The 19259-nt window shown below is 63.0% G+C and carries 22 protein-coding genes; 7 read left to right on the top strand and 15 right to left on the bottom strand.

What is annotated here, in order from left to right:
* Nucleotides 1-26: 26 nt before the first annotated feature.
* The gene (locus F8A10_RS18590; protein WP_152368116.1) at nt 27-515 is read left to right on the top strand and encodes a GNAT family N-acetyltransferase; all 489 of its coding nucleotides are present in this window, start codon (nt 27-29) and stop codon (nt 513-515) included.
* 48 nt (nt 516-563) lie between these two features.
* Here F8A10_RS18590 and paaZ read toward each other — a convergent pair whose 3' ends face one another.
* The 9 genes from paaZ to F8A10_RS18545 all read right to left on the bottom strand — a co-directional run bounded on the left by paaZ (nt 564) and on the right by F8A10_RS18545 (nt 9516).
* Nucleotides 564-2624 (bottom strand): phenylacetic acid degradation bifunctional protein PaaZ, encoded by a 2061-nt coding sequence (gene paaZ, locus F8A10_RS18585; protein ID WP_152368115.1) that lies wholly within the window; start codon nt 2622-2624, stop codon nt 564-566.
* A 75-nt stretch (nt 2625-2699) separates the two neighbouring features.
* Complete coding sequence (locus tag F8A10_RS18580) at nt 2700-3452, bottom strand: Phenylacetic acid catabolic protein (RefSeq protein WP_152368114.1); 753 nt, start codon at nt 3450-3452, stop codon at nt 2700-2702.
* 22 nt (nt 3453-3474) lie between these two features.
* Nucleotides 3475-4554 carry a 1,2-phenylacetyl-CoA epoxidase subunit PaaE gene (gene paaE / locus F8A10_RS18575; protein ID WP_010393985.1) on the bottom strand — a complete coding sequence of 360 codons (1080 nt, stop codon included), beginning with the start codon at nt 4552-4554 and terminating at the stop codon, nt 3475-3477.
* A 31-nt stretch (nt 4555-4585) separates the two neighbouring features.
* Nucleotides 4586-5107, bottom strand: coding sequence for a 1,2-phenylacetyl-CoA epoxidase subunit PaaD (paaD, locus tag F8A10_RS18570; RefSeq protein WP_010393988.1), 522 nt, complete (start codon nt 5105-5107; stop codon nt 4586-4588).
* Between the two features lie 4 nt (nt 5108-5111).
* Complete coding sequence (paaC, locus tag F8A10_RS18565) at nt 5112-5966, bottom strand: 1,2-phenylacetyl-CoA epoxidase subunit PaaC (RefSeq protein ID WP_010393992.1); 855 nt, start codon at nt 5964-5966, stop codon at nt 5112-5114.
* The gene (gene paaB, locus F8A10_RS18560) at nt 5966-6250 is read right to left on the bottom strand and encodes a 1,2-phenylacetyl-CoA epoxidase subunit PaaB (protein ID WP_010393994.1); all 285 of its coding nucleotides are present in this window, start codon (nt 6248-6250) and stop codon (nt 5966-5968) included. Before paaB ends, paaC begins: the two co-directional genes overlap by 1 nt.
* 49 nt (nt 6251-6299) lie before the next feature.
* On the bottom strand, nt 6300-7292 hold the full coding sequence (gene paaA / locus F8A10_RS18555; RefSeq protein WP_085501459.1) for a 1,2-phenylacetyl-CoA epoxidase subunit PaaA: 993 nt from the start codon (nt 7290-7292) through the stop codon (nt 6300-6302).
* 19 nt (nt 7293-7311) lie between these two features.
* On the bottom strand, nt 7312-8517 hold the full coding sequence (gene pcaF / locus F8A10_RS18550) for a 3-oxoadipyl-CoA thiolase (protein ID WP_152368113.1): 1206 nt from the start codon (nt 8515-8517) through the stop codon (nt 7312-7314).
* Nucleotides 8518-8661: 144 nt separating this feature from the next.
* Nucleotides 8662-9516, bottom strand: a complete 855-nt coding sequence (locus tag F8A10_RS18545) for a PaaX family transcriptional regulator C-terminal domain-containing protein (protein WP_152368112.1) — start codon at nt 9514-9516, stop codon at nt 8662-8664.
* A gap of 219 nt (nt 9517-9735) precedes the next feature.
* Here F8A10_RS18545 and F8A10_RS18540 point away from each other — a divergent pair, with 219 nt between their 5' ends.
* From F8A10_RS18540 to F8A10_RS18520, 5 genes are read left to right on the top strand one after another with little or no spacing between them, the layout of a single operon-like run.
* Complete coding sequence (locus F8A10_RS18540; protein WP_152368190.1) at nt 9736-10509, top strand: sulfite exporter TauE/SafE family protein; 774 nt, start codon at nt 9736-9738, stop codon at nt 10507-10509.
* A 28-nt stretch (nt 10510-10537) separates the two neighbouring features.
* Complete coding sequence (dapE, locus tag F8A10_RS18535; RefSeq protein WP_010394005.1) at nt 10538-11689, top strand: succinyl-diaminopimelate desuccinylase; 1152 nt, start codon at nt 10538-10540, stop codon at nt 11687-11689.
* The gene (locus F8A10_RS18530; RefSeq protein WP_152368111.1) at nt 11686-12105 is read left to right on the top strand and encodes a GNAT family N-acetyltransferase; all 420 of its coding nucleotides are present in this window, start codon (nt 11686-11688) and stop codon (nt 12103-12105) included. The genes dapE and F8A10_RS18530 overlap by 4 nt, the downstream gene beginning before the upstream one ends.
* A complete protein-coding gene (locus F8A10_RS18525; protein WP_085501462.1) occupies nt 12102-12617 on the top strand; it encodes a hypothetical protein in 516 nt (171 codons plus the stop codon). The genes F8A10_RS18530 and F8A10_RS18525 overlap by 4 nt, the downstream gene beginning before the upstream one ends.
* 50 nt (nt 12618-12667) lie before the next feature.
* A complete protein-coding gene (locus F8A10_RS18520; RefSeq protein ID WP_152368110.1) occupies nt 12668-14047 on the top strand; it encodes a glutamate--cysteine ligase in 1380 nt (459 codons plus the stop codon).
* A gap of 66 nt (nt 14048-14113) precedes the next feature.
* Here F8A10_RS18520 and F8A10_RS18515 read toward each other — a convergent pair whose 3' ends face one another.
* The 6 genes from F8A10_RS18515 to F8A10_RS18490 all read right to left on the bottom strand — a co-directional run bounded on the left by F8A10_RS18515 (nt 14114) and on the right by F8A10_RS18490 (nt 17368).
* The gene (locus tag F8A10_RS18515; RefSeq protein ID WP_010394014.1) at nt 14114-14527 is read right to left on the bottom strand and encodes a DUF2852 domain-containing protein; all 414 of its coding nucleotides are present in this window, start codon (nt 14525-14527) and stop codon (nt 14114-14116) included.
* An 86-nt stretch (nt 14528-14613) separates the two neighbouring features.
* A complete protein-coding gene (locus F8A10_RS18510) occupies nt 14614-15225 on the bottom strand; it encodes a TetR/AcrR family transcriptional regulator (protein ID WP_152368109.1) in 612 nt (203 codons plus the stop codon).
* A 9-nt stretch (nt 15226-15234) separates the two neighbouring features.
* A complete protein-coding gene (locus F8A10_RS18505) occupies nt 15235-15525 on the bottom strand; it encodes an HPr family phosphocarrier protein (RefSeq protein ID WP_010394018.1) in 291 nt (96 codons plus the stop codon).
* On the bottom strand, nt 15522-15947 hold the full coding sequence (locus F8A10_RS18500; RefSeq protein ID WP_029371582.1) for a PTS sugar transporter subunit IIA: 426 nt from the start codon (nt 15945-15947) through the stop codon (nt 15522-15524). Before F8A10_RS18500 ends, F8A10_RS18505 begins: the two co-directional genes overlap by 4 nt.
* A gap of 22 nt (nt 15948-15969) precedes the next feature.
* Entirely contained in the window at nt 15970-16929 is a 960-nt protein-coding gene (gene rapZ / locus F8A10_RS18495; RefSeq protein ID WP_085501463.1) for an RNase adapter RapZ, read from the bottom strand.
* Nucleotides 16930-16939: 10 nt separating this feature from the next.
* A complete protein-coding gene (locus F8A10_RS18490) occupies nt 16940-17368 on the bottom strand; it encodes an HPr kinase/phosphorylase (protein WP_085501464.1) in 429 nt (142 codons plus the stop codon).
* Nucleotides 17369-17596: 228 nt separating this feature from the next.
* Between F8A10_RS18490 and F8A10_RS18485 the strand changes: the two genes are divergently transcribed.
* Nucleotides 17597-19195, top strand: a complete 1599-nt coding sequence (locus F8A10_RS18485; protein ID WP_010394022.1) for a phosphoenolpyruvate carboxykinase — start codon at nt 17597-17599, stop codon at nt 19193-19195.
* Nucleotides 19196-19259 lie beyond the last annotated feature (64 nt).

Here is a 19259-nt window from a genome sequence, read left to right as displayed (position 1 = left end):
CTTCCCGCCGTCCCAAAGCCCAGGCCATGCCTGCATCGACCGCCTCTATCAGCCTTGCCGACAACAGCGATCTGGACTGGCTGATCAGGCAGCACGAGACGATCTATGCCAAGGAATTCGGCTTTGGCCCCAGCTTTCGCGACAGCACCGCGGAAAAAGTCGCAGCTTTTATCAAAAACAGCACCGATTTCAGCCGCATCTGGATTGCCGGGACAGACGGGCAACGTGCTGCCTCGATTGCGATTTCCGAACGCCCCGAACGCTCTGCCTTCCTCAACTTCGTGCTGGTTCTGCCCGCATTCCGCGGCCATGGCCTTGCCCGCAGGATGGTCGCAACCGCCCTTACCCATGCGCGAAATCACGACATGACCGAAGTGCGGCTGGAAACCTATGACTGCCTGCAAGAGGCGCGGCGCCTCTATGCGCGGCTGGGGTTCGAACTGACCGAAGCCACCCCCGGCGTGATAGCCTGTGGTCAGACATTCACGCGCGAATTCTGGGCGCTGAAGCTCTGATATCGGTAAGTGCCGGGCGACCCCAAAGCATCGCCCGGTTCAGTTCTGTTATTCCGCGGCTTCTGGCAGCGGCCATTCCTTGGCCACCATGGTCAGCACGTCATATTGCGCCACGACCTCGTCCTTTTGATTGGTCACGCGGCAATCCCAACGCACCTCGCCATGACCGGCGTTTTCGCGCGGATTGATCTCTTTGCAGGTCAACCGCACCTGCAACGTGTCGCCAAAGTAAACCGGGGTCAGAAAGCGCAGGTTGTCGACGCCGTAATTGGCCAGCACCGGGCCGGGGTTCGGCTCGACAAAAAGACCGGCGGCAAAGCTGGCGATCAGATAGCCATGCGCCACCCGGTCGTCAAAGAACGGGTTCGCCTTGGCCGAGGCCTCGTCCATATGGGCATAGAACGTGTCGCCGGTGAAATGGGCGAAGTGCTCGACATCCTCGCGGGTGATGGTGCGGGTCGCCGTGACCAGCTGGTCACCGATTTGCAGCTCGGCCAGCGATTTGCGGAAAGGATGGACGCCCTGTTGCGCCTCGGCCCCTTCGATCCAGCGCCCGGTCACTGCGGACAAAAGCCGTGGCGTGCCCTGAACGGCGGTGCGCTGCATGTAATGCTTGACGCCGCGAATGCCGCCCATCTCTTCACCGCCGCCAGCGCGGCCCGGGCCGCCATGCACCAGCGGCGCCAGCGGAGAGCCATGCCCGGTCGAGCTTTTGGCCGAAGCGCGGTTGCCGATCAGCACCCGGCCATGGAAGGGAGCGACGCCCAGAACGACCTCTTCGGCGACTTTCGGATCATCGGTAAAGACCGAGGACACCAGCGAGCCGCGGCCCATCTGTGCCAGCACCACCGCCTCGTCCAGATCATCATAGGGCATGACGGTCGAAACCGGGCCGAAAGCCTCGACCTCATGCACCGCTGCGGCCTCAAAGGGTTTCGCGGCATGAAGCAGAACCGGGTTCATAAAGGCCCCCTGCCCCGCGTCCCCCGAGGTCAGGCGTACATCGTCAGGATCGCCCGCGACGATCTCGGCCGCCGCTTGCAGGTCGCGGATGCGGGCGCGGACCTCGTCGCGCTGATCAAGGCTTGCAAGCGCCCCCATACGCGTACCCTCATCGCCCGGCAGGCCGACGGCGGTACCCGCCAGCCGCTCGCCCAGGGCGGCGACAAGCGCGTCGATCTGACCGCGCGGCACGATGACCCGGCGGATGGCGGTGCATTTCTGCCCGGCCTTCACCGTCATCTCACGCGCAACCTCGCGCACGAACAGATCGAACTCGGGCGTACCAGCCACTGCATCAGGGCCAAGGATCGCGGCGTTCAGACTGTCCGCCTCCATGGTAAAGCGGACAGAGTTGGCGATGACCGCCGGATGGGTCCTGAGCTTGCGCCCCGTCGCCGCCGAGCCGGTAAAGGTCACCGCATCCTGTTCGGTGACATGATCCAAAAGATCCCCGACCGAGCCGCAGATAAGTTGCAGCGCCCCTTCGGGCAGGATGCCGGTCCCGACAATGCGGCGCACCATCAACTCGGTCAGATAGGCGGTCTGCGAGGCAGGTTTGACCACGCAGGGCATCCCCGCCAGCAGCGTCGGCGCAATCTTTTCCAGCATCCCCCAGATCGGAAAGTTGAAGGCGTTGATATGAACCGCCACCCCCTGCAGAGGCGTCAGGATATGCTGGGCGCTGAAGCTTGTGTCGCGCGACAGCGGCTCGACCTCGCCATCAGTCAGAACCCGGGCGTTCGGCAATTCCCGCCGCCCTTTCGAGGCATAGGTCAGCATGGTGCCGATCCCGCCCTCGATATCGACCCAACCATCGGCTCGGGTCGCGCCGGTGTGCAGGCTTTCGGCGTAGAATTCCTCTTTCTGCGCCATCAGCGCCAGACCAAGCGCCTTGAGCATGGAGGCGCGCTCATGAAAGGTCATGGCGCGCAGCTTTGGCCCCGCCGCCTCGCGCCCATGGGCAAGTACGGCGGCGAAATCCAGGCCGGCAGAGTCGATCACGGCAACGGGCTCGCCGGTTGCGGCATCGCGCAGGGTCTGGCCCTGGCCGCTGCCCGGGGTCCAGCGTCCGCAGACATAGCTTTCAAGACGGCGCGAGTTGGTCATGGCGTTTCCTTAAGTCATTCGTCAAAGGGCCAGGGCCGCGCAGTCACCTTGTGGCGGACAGGCGGCCCAGGCCGGTTACAGGCCGAAAGCGGCCAGATGTTCAGAGGCCAGCGCCTCCCACCGCGACAGCAGCGCCGCGTTGGGACTGTGGCGCAGGCCAAAGCGCGCCAAAGTGTCATAGCGGTCCGATTGCGTCAGGCCGAATCCTGCAGCCACCCGGGGCCGCCAATAGGCGACGGCGGCACGCGCTTCGGCGCGCCCCTCTTCGGTCGCGGCAATCTGGGCCAGACCCTCCAGCCCCAGTTCGGCATGACGCGCCTCACGCGGGGCGATTCCGCGAAAGACCTCGGCCAGCGGACCATATGAGACCCGGGTCAGTTCGGTCATCTGCACGCCGGTCGCCAGACCCTGCAGCACATTCATCACCACCGCATCGGTCCAGCCAGTGATCGGATAGTGAAAGACTGACAGCCGCATATCGCCCGGGCGGCGGGCCGCGCCCAGATCGGCCTCGCGCGGGACCCGGGCGGACCAGTCATGGCTGGCCTGATAGCGAGCCATATCGGTACCAAAATCGCCCATCACCCGCAGAACCCGTTCGGCATGATCGGCTTTTTCAAGGGTGATGCGGCTGGCGGCGATGCGCTCTTTGATGCCGGGGGCAAAGTTGATCGCATTGGCAAACCCGGCAGAGGCAGCCAGTTCGCTGTCCACAAAAGACGACATCAGCCGCAAAAGCTCGCCGCGATAACGGGGCGGGACGTTGCCCGGTGCGGTCATGATGCCGCCCTGGGCAAGGTAGTCCTCGATATTCATGGTGTCGGACATTGTTTCCTCCCTGCCCTGCGGATCATTCGTCGTAGCTGACGACGACGCGGTCGCTGATCGGGTGGGCCTGACAGCTAAGGACATAGCCGGCGCGGACCTCGTAATCCTCAAGCGCGTGGTTCACCATCATCTCGACCTCGCCCTCAAGCACTTTGCAGCGGCAGGTCGAACAGACGCCGGCCTTGCAGGAATAGGGCGCGTCCATGTCATTGGCGAGCGCGGCGTCCAGGATCGTCTCGCCCTCGCGCGCGATCTGGAAACTGCGCGTCACCCCGTCGAGCGTCACCGTCCCCGCGACACCGTTGCCATCGGCACCCGAGGCCCCGCGCGACACCACCCGCGCCTTGGCCCGGCCCGGCTGGCTGCTGGCAAAAAGCTCGAACCTGATCTGATCGTCCCGCAGACCATGGTCGCGCAGCGAGGCGGCAACGGTCAGCATCATCCCCTCTGGCCCGCAGATGAACGCGGTGTCCAGCGCCTTGGGGTCGATCCAGTGCCTGAACAGCGCCGCCATCTTTTCGGCATCAATACGACCCGAGAACAGCTCGATCTCTTGCGATTCGGCCTTAAGCACATGCAGCACCGACAACCGGCCCAGATAGAGGTTCTTGAGATCCTCCAGCTCCTCGCGGAACATGATCGAGCTGGCCTGACGGTTGGCATAGATCAGCGTGAACTGCGATTTCGGTTCGCGCGCCAGCACCGTCTTGATGATCGACAGGATCGGCGTGATGCCCGAACCCGCAGCGACGGCGAGGTAGCTGCGCTCGGCCACGGGGTTCAGTTCGGTATTGAACTTGCCCATCGGCGGCATCGCCTCGATTTCGACGCCGGGGACCAGATTCTCATTCGCCCAGGTGCTGAAGGCGCCGCCTTCGACGCGCTTGATCCCGACCTTCAGGCAGCCGTCGTCAACGCCGGCACAGATCGAATAACTGCGGCGCAGCTCTTCGCCATCAAAATCGCGGCGAAAGGTCAGGTATTGGCCCTGAACAAAACCGAACAGCGCACGATCCTCATCACGTGGCGCCAGGGTGACGACCACCGCGTCGCGCGTTTCGCGGCGCACGTCGGTGACCTTCAGCGGATGGAAGCGTGCCATGGGGGTATCCTTCCTGAAGCGGGGCGCATTCTCAGATGCATTTGAAATAGTCAAAGGGTTCCAGACAGTCCTTGCAGCGATAGCTCGCCTTGCAGGGGGTCGAGCCGAACTGGCTGATCCCTTCAGTATGGGTCGAGCCGCAGCGCGGGCAGGCGATCTTGAGGTTCGTGCCGGTCATCCGGGCGATACGCCCGGCCAGTACCCCATCCGCCGCCGTCCCGTCCACGGGCGGTGCAATGCCATAGGCGCGCAGCTTTTCCCGGCCCTCGGGGCTGATCCAGTCGGTGGTCCAGGGCGGGGTAAGCTGGCGTTCCAGCCGCAGCTTTTCGATGCCGTGGCGGCGCAGCGCGGTTTCGATATCCAGGTTGATGACACTGGTCGCGGGGCAGCCGGAATAGGTCGGCGTGACCCGGACGACCAGCGTATCGCCCTGCCATTCCACGCCGCGGATAATGCCCAGATCAGTCAGGCTGATCACCGGGATTTCCGGGTCGGGCACCTCCGAGAGCCAGCCCCAGACCTCTTCGACGCCGGGTTGGGTCTGCGCGGCCATGGGCTTACCAGCTTGCACCGGGATAGGCGCGCTGCAGGAACTGCATCTCGGACAGGATATAGCCCAGATGCTCGGTGTGGATGCCCTGTTTGCCACCTTTATGCGCGAAACTGCCTTCGGGGATCTGCAAGGTCGCCTCGGTCAGCACGTGCTGTAGCGTCTGATCCCATGCCGCACGCAGGCTGGAGGGATCGGGCGCAATGCCACGCGCCGCCACTTCGGCATCCTTGGCATCACCGATGAACATCTCGCCCGCATAAGACCACAGATCATCAAGCGCCTCTTGCATGCGGCGGTGGCTTTCCTCGGTCCCATCGCCAAGCCGCACGACCAGATCGGAAGAGCGTTCGAGGTGATAGGCCACCTCCTTGCCCGCCTTGGCCGCGATTTCGGCGACACGCGGATCGGACGATGCCGCAAGTGCCTTGAGCAGTTCATGATGCCAGGCGTCGAACAGGAACTGACGCATCAGCGTATGGCCGAAATCGCCGTTCGGACGCTCGCAGATCAGCAGGTTACGAAAATCCCAGGCGTCCCGCAGATAGGCCAGATCGTCAGCCGAGCGGCCCTTGCCCTCGACCTCGCCGGCAAGGCTCAGCCACAGCTGGGTCTGGCCGATCAGGTCCAGCGCCACGTTCGCCAGCGCGATATCCTCTTCCAGCGCCGGAGAGTGGCCGCACCATTCCGAGATGCGGTGGCCAAGGATCAGCGTGCTGTCGCCAAGGCGTAGCAGCATCTCGGAAAAGGCCTCCTGCCCGGCGTCGGGCTGGGGTACCGCAGGATGGGCCGAGGCAGTCTGCGCCGCCTCTCGCGCCAGATCCGCCACATTGGGCGTGGTCATATCGGGCAGCGACGGCATCACATATGCCCCACTTCTTCGGGGATGTCGAAAAAGGTCGGGTGGCGATAGACCTTGCTGTTCGAGGGCTCGAACAGCGGCCCCTTGTCCGAGGGGCTGGAGGCGGTGATCTCGGACGAACGCACCACCCAGATCGAAACCCCCTCGTTGCGGCGGGTATAGACGTCGCGGGCGTTCATGATCGCCATTTCGGCGTCAGGCGCATGCAGACTGCCGACGTGGCGGTGGTTCAGCCCGTGCTGGCCCCGGATGAAGACCTCCCAGAGCGGCCATTCCTTGGACATTGTTCTCTCCCTAAATCTGGCTTGCGCGCATTGCTGGCCAAAGGGCCGGTTACTCGGCGGCGACGGGCGCGCGGCGCGCGGCCTGTTTCTCGGCATGGGCCATCAGCCCCTCGCGGAACCATGCGCCATCCTCCCAGGCCCTGACCCGGGCGCCCAGCCGGTCCTTGTTGCAGGGGCCGTTGCCGGCGATGACCTCAAAAAACTCGGACCAGTCCGGCTCGCTGAAGTCATAGCCGCCCTTGTCCTCGTTCCACTTCAGATCGGGGTCGGGGACGGTCAGGCCCAGATATTCCGCCTGCGGCACGGTCTGATCGACGAATTTCTGCCGCAGTTCGTCATTGGTGTTGATCTTGATCTTCCACGCCATGGACTGGGCCGAATGCACCGAGTCCTTGTCCGAGGGACCAAACATCATCAGCGCCGGATACCAGAAGCGGTTCAGCGCATCCTGCGCCATCCGCTTTTGTTCGGGCGTACCCTGCGCCATCTTCATCATGATGGCGTAGCCCTGACGCTGGTGAAAGGATTCCTCTTTGCAGATACGGATCATCGCACGGGAATAAGGACCAAAAGAGGTGCGTTGCAGCGGCACCTGGTTCATGATCGCCGCGCCATCAACCAGCCAGCCCACCGCGCCAATATCGGCCCAGGTCAGGGTCGGATAGTTAAAGATCGAGGAGTATTTCATCTTACCGGCGTGCAAAAGCTCCATCAGCTCGTCACGCGACACGCCCAGCGTCTCGGCCGCCGAATAAAGATAAAGCCCGTGCCCGGCCTCGTCCTGCACCTTGGCCAGCAGGATCGCCTTGCGTTCCAGCGTGGGCGCGCGGGTGATCCAGTTCCCTTCGGGCAGCTGGCCGACGATCTCACTATGCGCGTGCTGGCCGATCTGGCGGATCAGGGTCTTGCGATAACCCTCGGGCATCCACTCCTTGGGCTCGATCTTTTCGCCGCGGTCAATGCGTTCCTGAAAGGCGATCTCCTCGGGGGACATCTCCTCGCGGGCTTTCATCCCTTCGGATTTGACAAGCTGGGCATACATGCTGGTTTCTCCCCCTTGGTCACACGCGTTCGATAATGACGGCGATGCCCTGTCCGACACCAATGCACATGGTGCAAAGCGCATAGCGCCCGCCCGTGCGATGCAGATGATACATCGCCGTCGTCACAAGCCGGGCCCCCGACATGCCAAGCGGATGGCCTATCGCGATGGCACCGCCATTCGGGTTCACATGGGCAGCGTCATCGGGCAGACCAAGATCCCGCAGCGTTGCCAGCGCCTGACTGGCGAAGGCCTCGTTCAATTCTATCACATCCATCTGGTCGATGGTCAGTCCCGCGCGCGCCAGCACCTTTTTCGCAGCCGGAGCTGGTCCGATACCCATGATGCGCGGCTCAACACCTGCAGCCGCCATGGTGACGATGCGCGCCCTGGGCGTCAGCCCATGCCGCTCTGCCGCAGCACCCGACAGGATCGCCAGCGCCGCAGCGCCGTCATTCACGCCCGAGGCATTGCCGGCCGTCACTGTCAGATCAGGTCCGTTGACGCCTTTAAGCCTGGCCAGCGTCTCGGCCGTGGTGCCGGGGCGCGGATGTTCGTCAGTGTCAAAGACGACCGGCTCACCCTTTTTCTGCGGGATAGTGACGGGAATAATCTCATCGCGGAAGGCGCCTGCCTTTTGCGCGGCCTCCCAACGGGCCTGGCTGCGCGCGGCAAAGGCGTCCTGATCCTCGCGGCTGATGCCGAAATCGGCCGCGACATTATCGGCAGTCTGCGGCATCGAGTCGGTGCCAAACTGCGCCTTCATCCTGGGGTTCACAAAGCGCCAGCCGATGGTCGTGTCATAGACCGCATTGCTGCGCGAAAAAGCGGTTTCCGCCTTGGGCATCACAAAGGGGGCGCGGGTCATGCTTTCGACGCCGCCAGCGATGACGAAATCGCAATCGCCCGCCTTGATCGCCCGCGCGGCCATCCCGACCGCATCCATCCCCGAGCCGCAAAGCCGGTTTACCGTGGTCGCCGGTACGCCGATGGGCATCCCCGACAGCAGGACCGCCATACGCGCGACGTTGCGGTTATCTTCACCCGCCTGGTTGGCACAGCCAAAGATCAGGTCATCAACCGCCGACCAGTCCACGCCCGGATTGCGCTCCATCAGCGCTTTCAGCGGCAGCGCGGCCAGATCATCAGCCCGAACCGAGGCCAGCGCCCCGCCATAGCGGCCAATCGGCGTGCGCACCGCATCACAGATGAAGGCGTCCTGCATGCTCTCTCCCATTTTCACGAAAGACCGGCGATTCTCCAATTCGCCGACCGATTGGTCAGTTTATACACCCCAAAACATCACAAAGAAAGAGGTTTATTGGAGAATCGTGTAATGTTTCCGGGCAGGAAAAAAGATCATTCCGGATCATACACTTACACCTGACAGGTCGTTAAGACGCGCCTCGGTTTCAGTGGTCTGAGCGGACAGAAAGCCCTCGCTGCCCTCAAAATGGGTGCCGATCCAGCGCTCGGCCGCCGGGGTAAGTTGACGATAAAGGCTGCGAAACAGCGCCCGCGCCTCTTGTCCCTTCCAGTCGGGGGGCAAGGCGGCTTGCGGTAAGCGCGGATCGCGCAACAACACGCCGCGATAGTCATGGACCAACAGCAGTCGCGCGATCAGGGCCATCTCATCCGAAAGCGTTGCGGCAGCCTTGGCCAAGGGCGCGAAACGGGCAAGCAGGTCCCGATAACGCTGATGCAGCGACGAGAGGTCCCAAAAGCGGCCCAGCCCCTCAAGCTCTGACGGATCGGCGGCGCGAAACAGCAGCGCGCCCTCGGGTACCGGCTGGCCGCGGTCGGGACGGACAAACACCGCCCCGCCCATATGACCCATGCGCTGACGGCGGGCCTCATCCTCGCCCAGATCGGGGGCATAGAGGATCTGCCAGCCCTGCGGCGGCACCTCGGGCCGATAAAGCAGCCCGGCAGCCTGATCGAATTCGCGCTGTGCCGAGGCATCCAGCCGGTAATAGCTGCGCCGTCCCATCCGCTCGCCTCGCAACCGATGGGCGGCGACCAGACGTGAAACAGCGGTGCGCACCAATGATTCGCTGATGCCGACCCGGTCGCAAACCTCGATCAGCGTGCCGGTCCACAGCACACCACCGCGCGGCACCACCACATCGCCATAGACGGTGACGATGAACCCCGCCGAGCGCAGGGCCATCCCCTCAAGAATATTGTCAATCAGCCGCCGTTCGGCCGCCCCGTCCTGCCGCATGTTTCCCCGCTGTCTGCCATTGGCGCCATAGAAGCCGGGAAACGGCGCAGGCGCAATGCGGCTTGTCCCTGCCGAACGGCGCCCATGTCAGCTGCCTTTACCGTTTGCAGCGGATTTCAGCGCGGGATATGGATCGGGCGATGCACGAACCTTTGCTTTCCCCGCCCGCTTTCTTGTCCCGCCCGGGCCTGCCGGGTGCATCCTGACATGGCGGATGCAATGTTCGGGCTTAACGCCTTTCATTTCTGGATCGCTGTGGCGATCACGCTGTTTTCCGGCTTTGTCAAAGGGGCGATCGGCTTTGCCATGCCGATGATCATGCTGGCGGCGCTCGGCTCATTTTTACCGGCCCAGCAGGCGGTGGCGGCGGTGATCCTGCCGGTGCTGATCACCAATATACGCCAGGCGCTGCGCCAGGGCTGGGGACCGGCATGGCAGACAACTGTGGCCTGGCGCTGGCATGTCGGCATGGTGGTGCTGTTCATTCCCATCAGTGCGTTTTTCGCCACCCGCATCCCGCAATGGCTGATGTATGCGCTTATCGGTCTGCCGATCACCGCCTTTGCCCTGTGGCAGATCATGGGCCGCAGCCTTGCCCTGCCGGTGCATCATCGCCGCGTGATGGAGATCGTGACCGGCGCAATCGGCGGCCTTATCGGCGGGATTTCGGGCATCTGGGGACCGCCTTTGCTGGTCCTGCTTTTGTCGCTGCATATCCCCAAGGACGAACAGATGCGCGCGCAGGGGGTGGTGTTCTTTATCGGTGCGATCGCGTTGACGGGCGCGCATCTGCAATCTGGGCTTTTGAATGCGCAGACCCTGCCCTTTTCCGCCATTCTGGTCATCCCGGCGCTGATTGGCATGTGGCTGGGCTATCTGGCACATGACCGGCTGGACGTGAATCAGTTCCGCCGCTGGACGCTGATCCTTCTGGTGCTGACCGGGGCAAACCTGCTGCGGCGCGCGCTGGAGCTTGCAGGCCCGGCGATGTAACCACAGTCCAAAAGCGAAAGGCCCCGCCATGACGACGATCCCCGACCCCGCCCGTTTGACCGCCGACCTGATCCGCTGTCCCTCGGTCACGCCTGATGAGGGCGGCGCGCTGACCCTTTTGGCCGGGGTGTTGAGCAAGGCAGGTTTCACCTGCCAGCGGGTGGATCGTGAGGGGGTGCCAAACCTTTTTGCCCGCTGGGGAAAAAAGGGCGCGGCGCGCAGCTTTGGCTTTAACGGTCACACTGATGTGGTGCCTCCGGGCGATCTGGCCAGCTGGACCCACCCGCCGTTTTCCGGACACGAAGAGGATGGCTGGATCTGGGGGCGGGGCGCCACCGACATGAAATCGGGCGTTGCGGCCTTTGCCGCCGCCGCCATCGCCTTTGTGACCCAAACCCCGCCTAAGGACGGGTCGATTATCCTGACGATCACCGGCGATGAAGAAGGACCGGGCAGGCACGGCACCCGTGCGCTGCTCGACTGGATGCAGGCCAATGATGAACGCATGGACGTCTGCATCGTCGGCGAACCCTCGAACCCCGACCGTATGGGCGAGATGATCAAAATCGGCAGACGAGGCTCGATGACCCTGCGGATCGAGGCGCAAGGCGTTCAGGGCCACGCCGCCTATCCCCATCGCGCCCGCAACCCGATCCACGCGCTGGTGCGGCTGCTGCATGGGCTGACTTCGACACCGCTTGATCACGGGACCGAGCATTTCGATCCTTCGGGCCTTCAGGTTACGACGGTCGATTGCGGCAACCCGGCCTCGAACGTGATCCCCGAACGGGCGCAGGCGACGATCAACATCCGCTTCAACGACGCCCATGACTCGGGCAGCCTTGACAGGATGATCCGCGCACGGGCCGAGGCGATTTCGGCCGAGACCGGCATCAGCTTTGCCATCTCGGCCGAGGTGTCGGGCGAAAGCTTCCTGACCCGGCCCGGCCCCTTTGTCGATCTGGTCACGGGTGTCGTGCGCGAGGAAACCGGGATTGATCCGGTGCTGTCCACCTCGGGCGGCACCTCGGATGCACGGTTCATAAAAGATCACTGTCCGGTCCTTGAATTCGGACTGGTCGGACATTTCATGCATCAGGTTGATGAACGTGTCCCCGCCGATCAGGTACGCCAGCTTGCCCGTATCTATCGCCGTGTTCTGGAGAGCTATTTCTCATGATCGAAAAGACCACCGATCTTGACACCTGTCGCGACATCCGCCGCGAAGTCTTTATCCTCGAACAGAACGTGTCCGAGGATGAAGAGTGGGACGGGCGCGACGACGAGGCGCTACACCTGCTTGCCCGCGATGCACAGAACCGCGCAATTGGTACCGCCCGCATCCTGATCGAGGGAAGGACCGGCAAGATCGGCCGCGTCGCGGTGCGGAAATCTGCCCGCGGCACAGGGGTCGGCGCGGCACTGATCCGCGCGGCGCTTGAGGAATTGCGCACACTGCCCGGCATTACTCGCGCCAAGCTGGGCGCCCAGACCCATGCCATCGGCTTTTACGAAAAGCTGGGCTTTGTCGCCTATGGGCCGGAATATGATGACGCCGGCATTCCCCATCGGGACATGGTTCTGGATCTGGAATGATCCGGCCCGAACTAGCCGAAAAACTGCGCCCCTGGGCCGAAACCGGCGCTGCGCTGCTTGCCACCGCCTTTGGTCTCTGGGTCTTTTCGTTGGGCGGGTGGCTCTTTTGGCCCTTGGGCGCGGGATTGGCGGGGGCTTCGGCTCTTTGGGCGCTCGATGCGCGGCGCCGAATGCGTTTTCGTCATGCCACGCTGGGACCCGGCGTGGTCGAGCTTGACGAAGGCGCGATCCGTTACATGTCCCCCAACCCGCTGCTCGGTGGCGAAATAGCACTGCGCGAACTGAACGAGATCCGGCTGACCCGTCTGAGCAGCCGCCTGCACTGGCGGCTGAAAAGCGCGGATGGGCAGGCGCTGCTGATCCCGGTCGATGCAGCCGGGGCCGAAGATCTGGCCGGTGCCTTCTCGACCCTGCCGGGGATCGAGATGGGCCGGCTTGCTGCCGCGCTCGGGCCGGAAAGTCCAACAATCCAGACCGTTTGGACGAGGCCGGCTCGCACCCGCTTGACTTGAGACGCGGCACTTGCCACCTGTGACACGCAAAGGCAAACGAGAGGCCACCGATGTCCATTCCCCAACAGGGCGGCGGCCCGATCGAACACACCGCACAATTGGCCGAATATATCGCCTCGGGTGAAAAGCCGCGCGAGAAATGGCGCATCGGCACCGAGCATGAAAAATTCGGCTACCGCCATTCCGACCATATGCCCCTGCCCTATGAGGCCCCGGCAGGACAGCCCTCTGTCAAAGCCATGCTGGAGGGGTTGCAGGCGCGCTTTGGCTGGACCCCGGTACTTGAGGCGGACAACATCATCGGGCTGGAGCGTAACGGCGCCAATATCAGCCTGGAACCGGGCGGGCAGCTTGAGCTGTCGGGCGCGCCCCTGGAAACCATTCACCAGACCTGTGACGAGGTGAACCAGCACCTGGCCGAGGTCAAAAGCGTCGCCGACGATCTGGGCGCGGGCTTTATTGGTCTGGGCACAGCCCCGATCTGGTCCCAGGAACAGATGCCGATGATGCCCAAGGGCCGCTACCGGCTGATGACCGACTATATGGGACGGGTCGGGACTCTTGGTACGCAGATGATGTATCGCACCTGCACCGTGCAGGTGAACCTCGATTTCGCATCCGAGGCCGATATGGTGCAGAAACTGCGTGTGGCGCTGGCGCTGCAACCGGTCGCCAATGCGCTTTTCGCCAATTCGCCTTTCCTCGACGGCAAGCCGAACGGCTGGAAAAGCTGGCGTGCGCATATCTGGCAAAACCTGGATGATGCCCGCACCGGGCTTTTGCCCTTCGTCTTTGAGGACGGGTTCGGCTATGAACGCTGGGTCGATTACGTTCTGGATGTGCCGATGTATTTCGTCTATCGCGACGGCAAATATATCGACGCGCTGGGGCAGAGCTTCCGCGACTTTTTGCAAGGCCGTCTGCCAGCACTGCCGGGCGAGATCCCGACGCTGTCGGATTGGGCCGACCACCTGACCACCGTCTTTCCCGAAGCCCGGGTCAAGAAGTTCATCGAGATGCGCGGCGCCGATGGCGGTCCGTGGCGGCGGCTTTGCGCCCTGCCCGCACTATGGGTTGGGCTGATCTATGACCAGGCGGCACTGGACGCGGCCTGGGATCTGGTCAAGGGCTGGGATCATGAAACGCGCGAGGCATGGCGGCGCGGCGCGGGCGTTCACGCGCTTGATGCCGAGGTGAACGGCACCCGGATGCGCGATCTTGCCCGCGAGGTGCTGAACATCGCCGAAGCAGGGCTTAAGGCGCGGGCACGGGCCGGCTCGGGCGGGCTGGTGCCGGATGAGACGCATTTCCTTAACACGCTCAAGGAAAGCGTCGAGAACGGCAAGGTCCAGGCCGATGAGCTGCTTGAAAAATATCACGGCGAATGGGCGGGCGATCTGAACCGCATCTACGCCGAATATTCCTACTGAGCCGATCTTTGTAAAAAAGAAGGGGCCGGGGTTTTCCCGGCCCTTTTGCATTGCTTGACCGTCGCCTCAGGCCTGCGGCTCACGCGGCTCGTTGCGGTTTTGCATGAACTGGTCGAACTCGGCCTTGTCCTTGGCCTCGCGCAGCTTCTGCAGAAAGTCCAGAAACTCGCGGTGTTCGTCCTCAAGCCGCTTCAGCGTTTCCTCGCGATAGGCGTCAAAGGCGCTATTGCCGGTCGGCGCAGAGAAACCGTGACGATAGCTGCGGGCAGAGTGGTGGCGATGGCGGCAGGAAAACATCCGTTTGCTCCAGATCATGTAACCCAGGATAGCCAGGCCCAGGGGCCAGCAGGCGACAAAGGCCAGGATCATTGCAGCGATCCAGGCGCCCTTTCCGCGCTCGTCCAGCCAGTCCCGGACGCCGGCGAGCACTGCCCCGATCCTGTCGAAGACAGAAGGGCGCGGGGCTATGTAGGTGTTCATTGCGGTCCCTTTCCAATGTAAATGTTAATTACATTTACATAGATGGCGCGCAACGAGCCCCGGTCAAGACTTTCGGCTAATTTTTTTCACTCAGGGATGACGCCCAGACCGCGCAGATAGATCAGCGCCCCGCTTTCCAGCATATCCGCAGGCGCAACGGGCGAACGTGAGCCGGGCTTGCCCCGGCCAAACAGCTCGACCACGCCGTGGCTCAGCGCCCAGATATGATCGGCGACCATGCCGGGCGGTGGGCGGCGACCCTCGGGCAGCTGACGAAACAAAACCTCGGCACCACGCACCAGCATCCCACGCGCACGCTCGGACGCCTGCGCCAGTCCGGCATTACCCGCAATCGAGATACCGGATTCGAACATGGCGATGTAAAAGCCGCGCCTTTCAGCGGCAAAGCCCAGATAGGCCTGCCCCATGCGCAGAAAGGCGGTCAGCGGAGTCGGCCTGCCATTGTCGAAAGCATCGTCCAGACGTTCCGAGAACTCATCGAACCCTTGCCGCGCAACCTCTTCCAGCAATTCGTCACGGCCAGAGAAATGGCGATAGGGCGCGGCGGCACTGACACCGGCCAGACGCGCAGCTTCGGCCAGAGTAAAGGCCTGCGGGCCCTTCTCTTCGATCAGCTGTACCGTAGCCTCGACAAGGGCCTGACGCAGATTGCCGTGATGGTAGGACGCGCGGGCCATGTCCGGCCCTTACATGCCTTCGCCGAAGTAATCCTCGACAAGGGCGGTCAGCGCATCGGCAAGCTCTTTCGCCTGTGCGCCGGTTGTCGTGACGCGAATGGCACTGCCGCGCGGAGCGGCCAGCATCAAAAGGCCCATGATCGAATCGCCTGCAACCGACATCCCGTCTTTTTCGACGGTCGCCCGTGCATCAAAACGCTCAACCGTCTCGACGAATTTTGCGCTGGCCCTGGCGTGAAGGCCCTTTTCGTTGATGATCGCCAGTTCGCGGGTAATCGCCCCGTTGGTCATATCATTCATGAAAAGGCACGTTTCGGGATGGGCAGCACATCGGCGGGCACGACGTCATAGCTGTTGATATACTTGCGGCCCGCATCCTTGGCCAGCGACACCGCATCGGCGACCGGCAACTTGCGCGACTTGGCCAGCTTGACCAGCATGGGCAGATTGGCCCCATAAAGAATGGCCCGATTGCGCGCCGCACAAGCCATCAGCGACAGGTTCGAAGGCGAGCCGCCGAACAGGTCCGTCACCACGACCACGCCGTCGCCCGCATCCACCGCGTCGGCAGCGGCACATATTTCGGCCTGCTTTTCGCCACGGTCATGGTTTTCCTCGATCGCCACGGCCCTGATTCCGGTCTGGGGCCCCACAACATGTTCGACCGCCGAGAGATATTCCCGGGCCAGGCCCCCATGCGCCACGATGACAATCCCTATCAATTCGCCTCACCACGCACAGCCGTCAACCCTGCGCCCGGGCCGTGCGAGAGGCCAAAACCTGGCCATCATCCCAAGGTGCCGGCGCCTTTTCACGGCGTTCAAGTTCCCGATGTCTAATTGACACCTGCCAGCCTGCTTTCGCAAGCGCATCTGCCATTTTTTCCGCCATTGTGACAGAACGGTGTCGCCCCCCTGTGCAGCCAAAGCCGATTGCCAGGTGGGCTTTACCTTCCTCAAGATGGGCAGGCAGGGTAAAAAGTGCAAGATCACGGACGCGACGGAAGAATTCGTCGAATCGCGGATCGGCCATCACATAGTCCTGAACAGGCGCATCACGCCCGTCCAGAGGTCGCAATTCCGGCTTCCAATGCGGGTTCGACAGAAAGCGACAGTCAAACATCATGTCGACGCCGCGCGGCACGCCCCGCTTGTAAGAAAATGACTGGACCGAGACGGTCAGCCTGCGTCCCGGCTCGGTCTCGAACCAGCGCGACAGCTCGGCCTTGAGATCATGCGGCGACAGCTCTGATGTATCGACCAGCACATCGGCGCGCGCCCGGATCGGGGCAAGCATGTCACGTTCAGCCACAATCGCTTCCAGCGGCGAGCCCTCAAGCCGCAGCGGATGGCGGCGGCGGGTCTCATTAAAGCGGCGCAGAAGCTGTTCGGTCGAACAGTCCAGAAACAGTACTTCGGGCGCATATTCGGGCAGCCGGGTCAGCCGGTCGATCAACTCGATAAGGTTTGAGACCGAAAAGTCGCGGTTGCGCACATCCAGCCCCAGCGCCAGGGGCACAGGCCGCGCCGGGCCATCCAGCAGCCGGGGCACCAGCGACAGCGGCAGGTTGTCGATGGCCTCGTAGCCCAGATCCTCAAGCACGTTGATCGCGGTCGAGCGCCCGGCACCCGACGGGCCGGTGATCAGTACCAGCCGCTGCGCTTCTTCTTCATGAGTCTCGGTGGGGCTGTTGGCCTCCGGCATCGCTTGGCTCTTACCTCCCGTGCATATCCGTATCGGCCCTGCCGGCGATAAGATATTGCAGCAGCATCGGCGCAAGATGGACCTGCCCCGCGCCAAGGACAAGAGGCAAGCGGCAATCCATCAGCTCAATGTGGCGATCGGGCGGCAGGCGGTCGGGCTCGGGCCGCTCAAGATCCACCGCCAGTGCCAGTTCGACCGGGCCATGGGCCTGCGCATTCAGGATACCGACCCCGCGCGCCTCGATCCGGCCACGAATCGAATCGGGGGCATCGGCGATGATCCGGCCCTGCCGGACGTTCAGAATGGTGCGGTCATCGGCAACCAGCGCCGCGCCAAATGCCATCAACTCAAGCGCGAGCGTCGATTTTCCAGACCCCGAGGGGCCAAGGATCAGCAGCCCCCTGCCGGAATGGGCGATGCAGGACGCATGCAGGATCATCGCGGGCACCTCATTCGTCGGGGGCGAATCACCCCGGTTTTCGCGCGTGGACGGCTTGGCTTTGTGACGTTTTCTTATGGACAACTCTACGGCCGGGCAAATGATTGCGCTAACCTTTCCTGATTGCGCTAACCCTGTCCATAACTGCACTTTCGCCGGGGAAATGCCGTGTTATAGGACGCGCAACGGCCGGTTGCCGGCCCGGAATTAAGCAGGAGCACAGGTGCCATGACCGAACCGCGCGTCAATCCGAATTGCCGTCTCGAAGACCAGGGAATCACGGGGCTCGGCAAAGTCCACTACAACCTGCTCGAACCGGCGCTGATCGAAGCTGCGATCCAGCACGGCGAAGGCAGGCTGGGTCTGGGCGGCACGTTCCTTGTCTCGACCGGCGCCCATACAGGCCGCTCGCCCAAGGACAAACATGTCGTGCGCACCCCTTCGGTCGAAAACACCATCTGGTGGGAAAACAACCGCCCGATGGAGCCCGAGGCCTTTGACCGCCTGCACGCCGATATGCTTGAGCATATGAAGGGCAAGGAATACTACGTTCAGGACCTCTACGGCGGCGCGGATCCTGCCCTGCGCCTTGACGTGCGGGTCGTGACCGAACTGGCCTGGCACGGGCTTTTCATCCGCCATCTTCTGCGCCGCCCCGAACTGGCCGAGCTTGCAAGCTTTGTGCCCGAGTTCACCATCATCAACTGCCCCAGCTTCAAGGCGGATCCGGCGAAACACGGCTGCCGCTCGGAAACGGTGATCGCGCTGAACTTCGACAAGAAGCTGATCCTGATCGGCAACACCGCCTATGCCGGCGAAAACAAAAAGTCGGTCTTTACCCTGCTGAACTACATCCTGCCGGAAAAAGGCGTGATGCCGATGCATTGCTCGGCCAACCACGCGATCGGCAATCCCGATGACTCGGCCATCTTCTTCGGCCTGTCGGGCACCGGCAAGACCACGCTGTCGGCCGATCCCTCGCGCACGCTGATCGGCGATGACGAGCACGGCTGGTCCGACCACGGCATCTTTAACTTCGAGGGCGGCTGCTACGCCAAGACGATCAACCTGTCGGCCGAGGCCGAGCCCGAGATCTATGCCACCTGCTCGAAATTCGGCACCGTGATCGAAAACATGGTCTTTGATCCGGACACGCTGGAGTTGGACTTCGAGGATAACTCGATCACCGACAACATGCGCTGCGCCTATCCGCTGGACTATATCTCGAACGCCTCGGCAAGCTCGCTGGGTGGCCAGCCCAGGAACGTGATCATGCTGACCTGCGACGCCTATGGCGTGCTGCCGCCGATCGCGCGGCTGACCCCGGCGCAGGCGATGTATCACTTCCTGTCGGGCTTTACCTCCAAGACCCCGGGCACCGAGGTCGGTGTGACCGAACCGACCCCGACCTTCTCGACCTGCTTCGGCGCGCCCTTCATGCCGCGCCGCCCCGAGGTCTATGGCAAGCTGCTGCAGGAAAAAATCGCCAAGACCGGCGCAACCTGCTGGCTGGTCAACACCGGCTGGACCGGCGGCGCTTTCGGCACCGGCAAGCGCATGCCGATCAAGGCTACCCGTGCCCTGCTGACCGCTGCGCTGGACGGTTCGCTGAACAATGCCGAATTCCGCAAGGACCCGAATTTCGGCTTCGAAGTTCCGGTCTCGGTCCCGGGCGTCGAGGACAAGCTGCTTGATCCGCGCCAGACCTGGACCGATCCTGCGGCCTATGATGCCCAGGCACGCAAACTGGTCAGCATGTTCAGCGACAACTTTGCCCAATACGCCGACAAGATCGACGACGACGTTCGCGCCGCCGCCATCGGCTGAACACTGACGGCGAAAGTCTGACAGGGAAAACAACAAGGGGCGGTCCACCGGGCCGCCCCATTCA

This window comes from Paracoccus kondratievae (genome assembly GCF_009301415.1).
In the GTDB taxonomy this organism is placed as follows: domain Bacteria; phylum Pseudomonadota; class Alphaproteobacteria; order Rhodobacterales; family Rhodobacteraceae; genus Paracoccus; species Paracoccus kondratievae.
The sequence above is the reverse complement of the archived record's forward strand: the minus strand, read 5'-3'. Positions and strand labels throughout refer to the sequence as shown.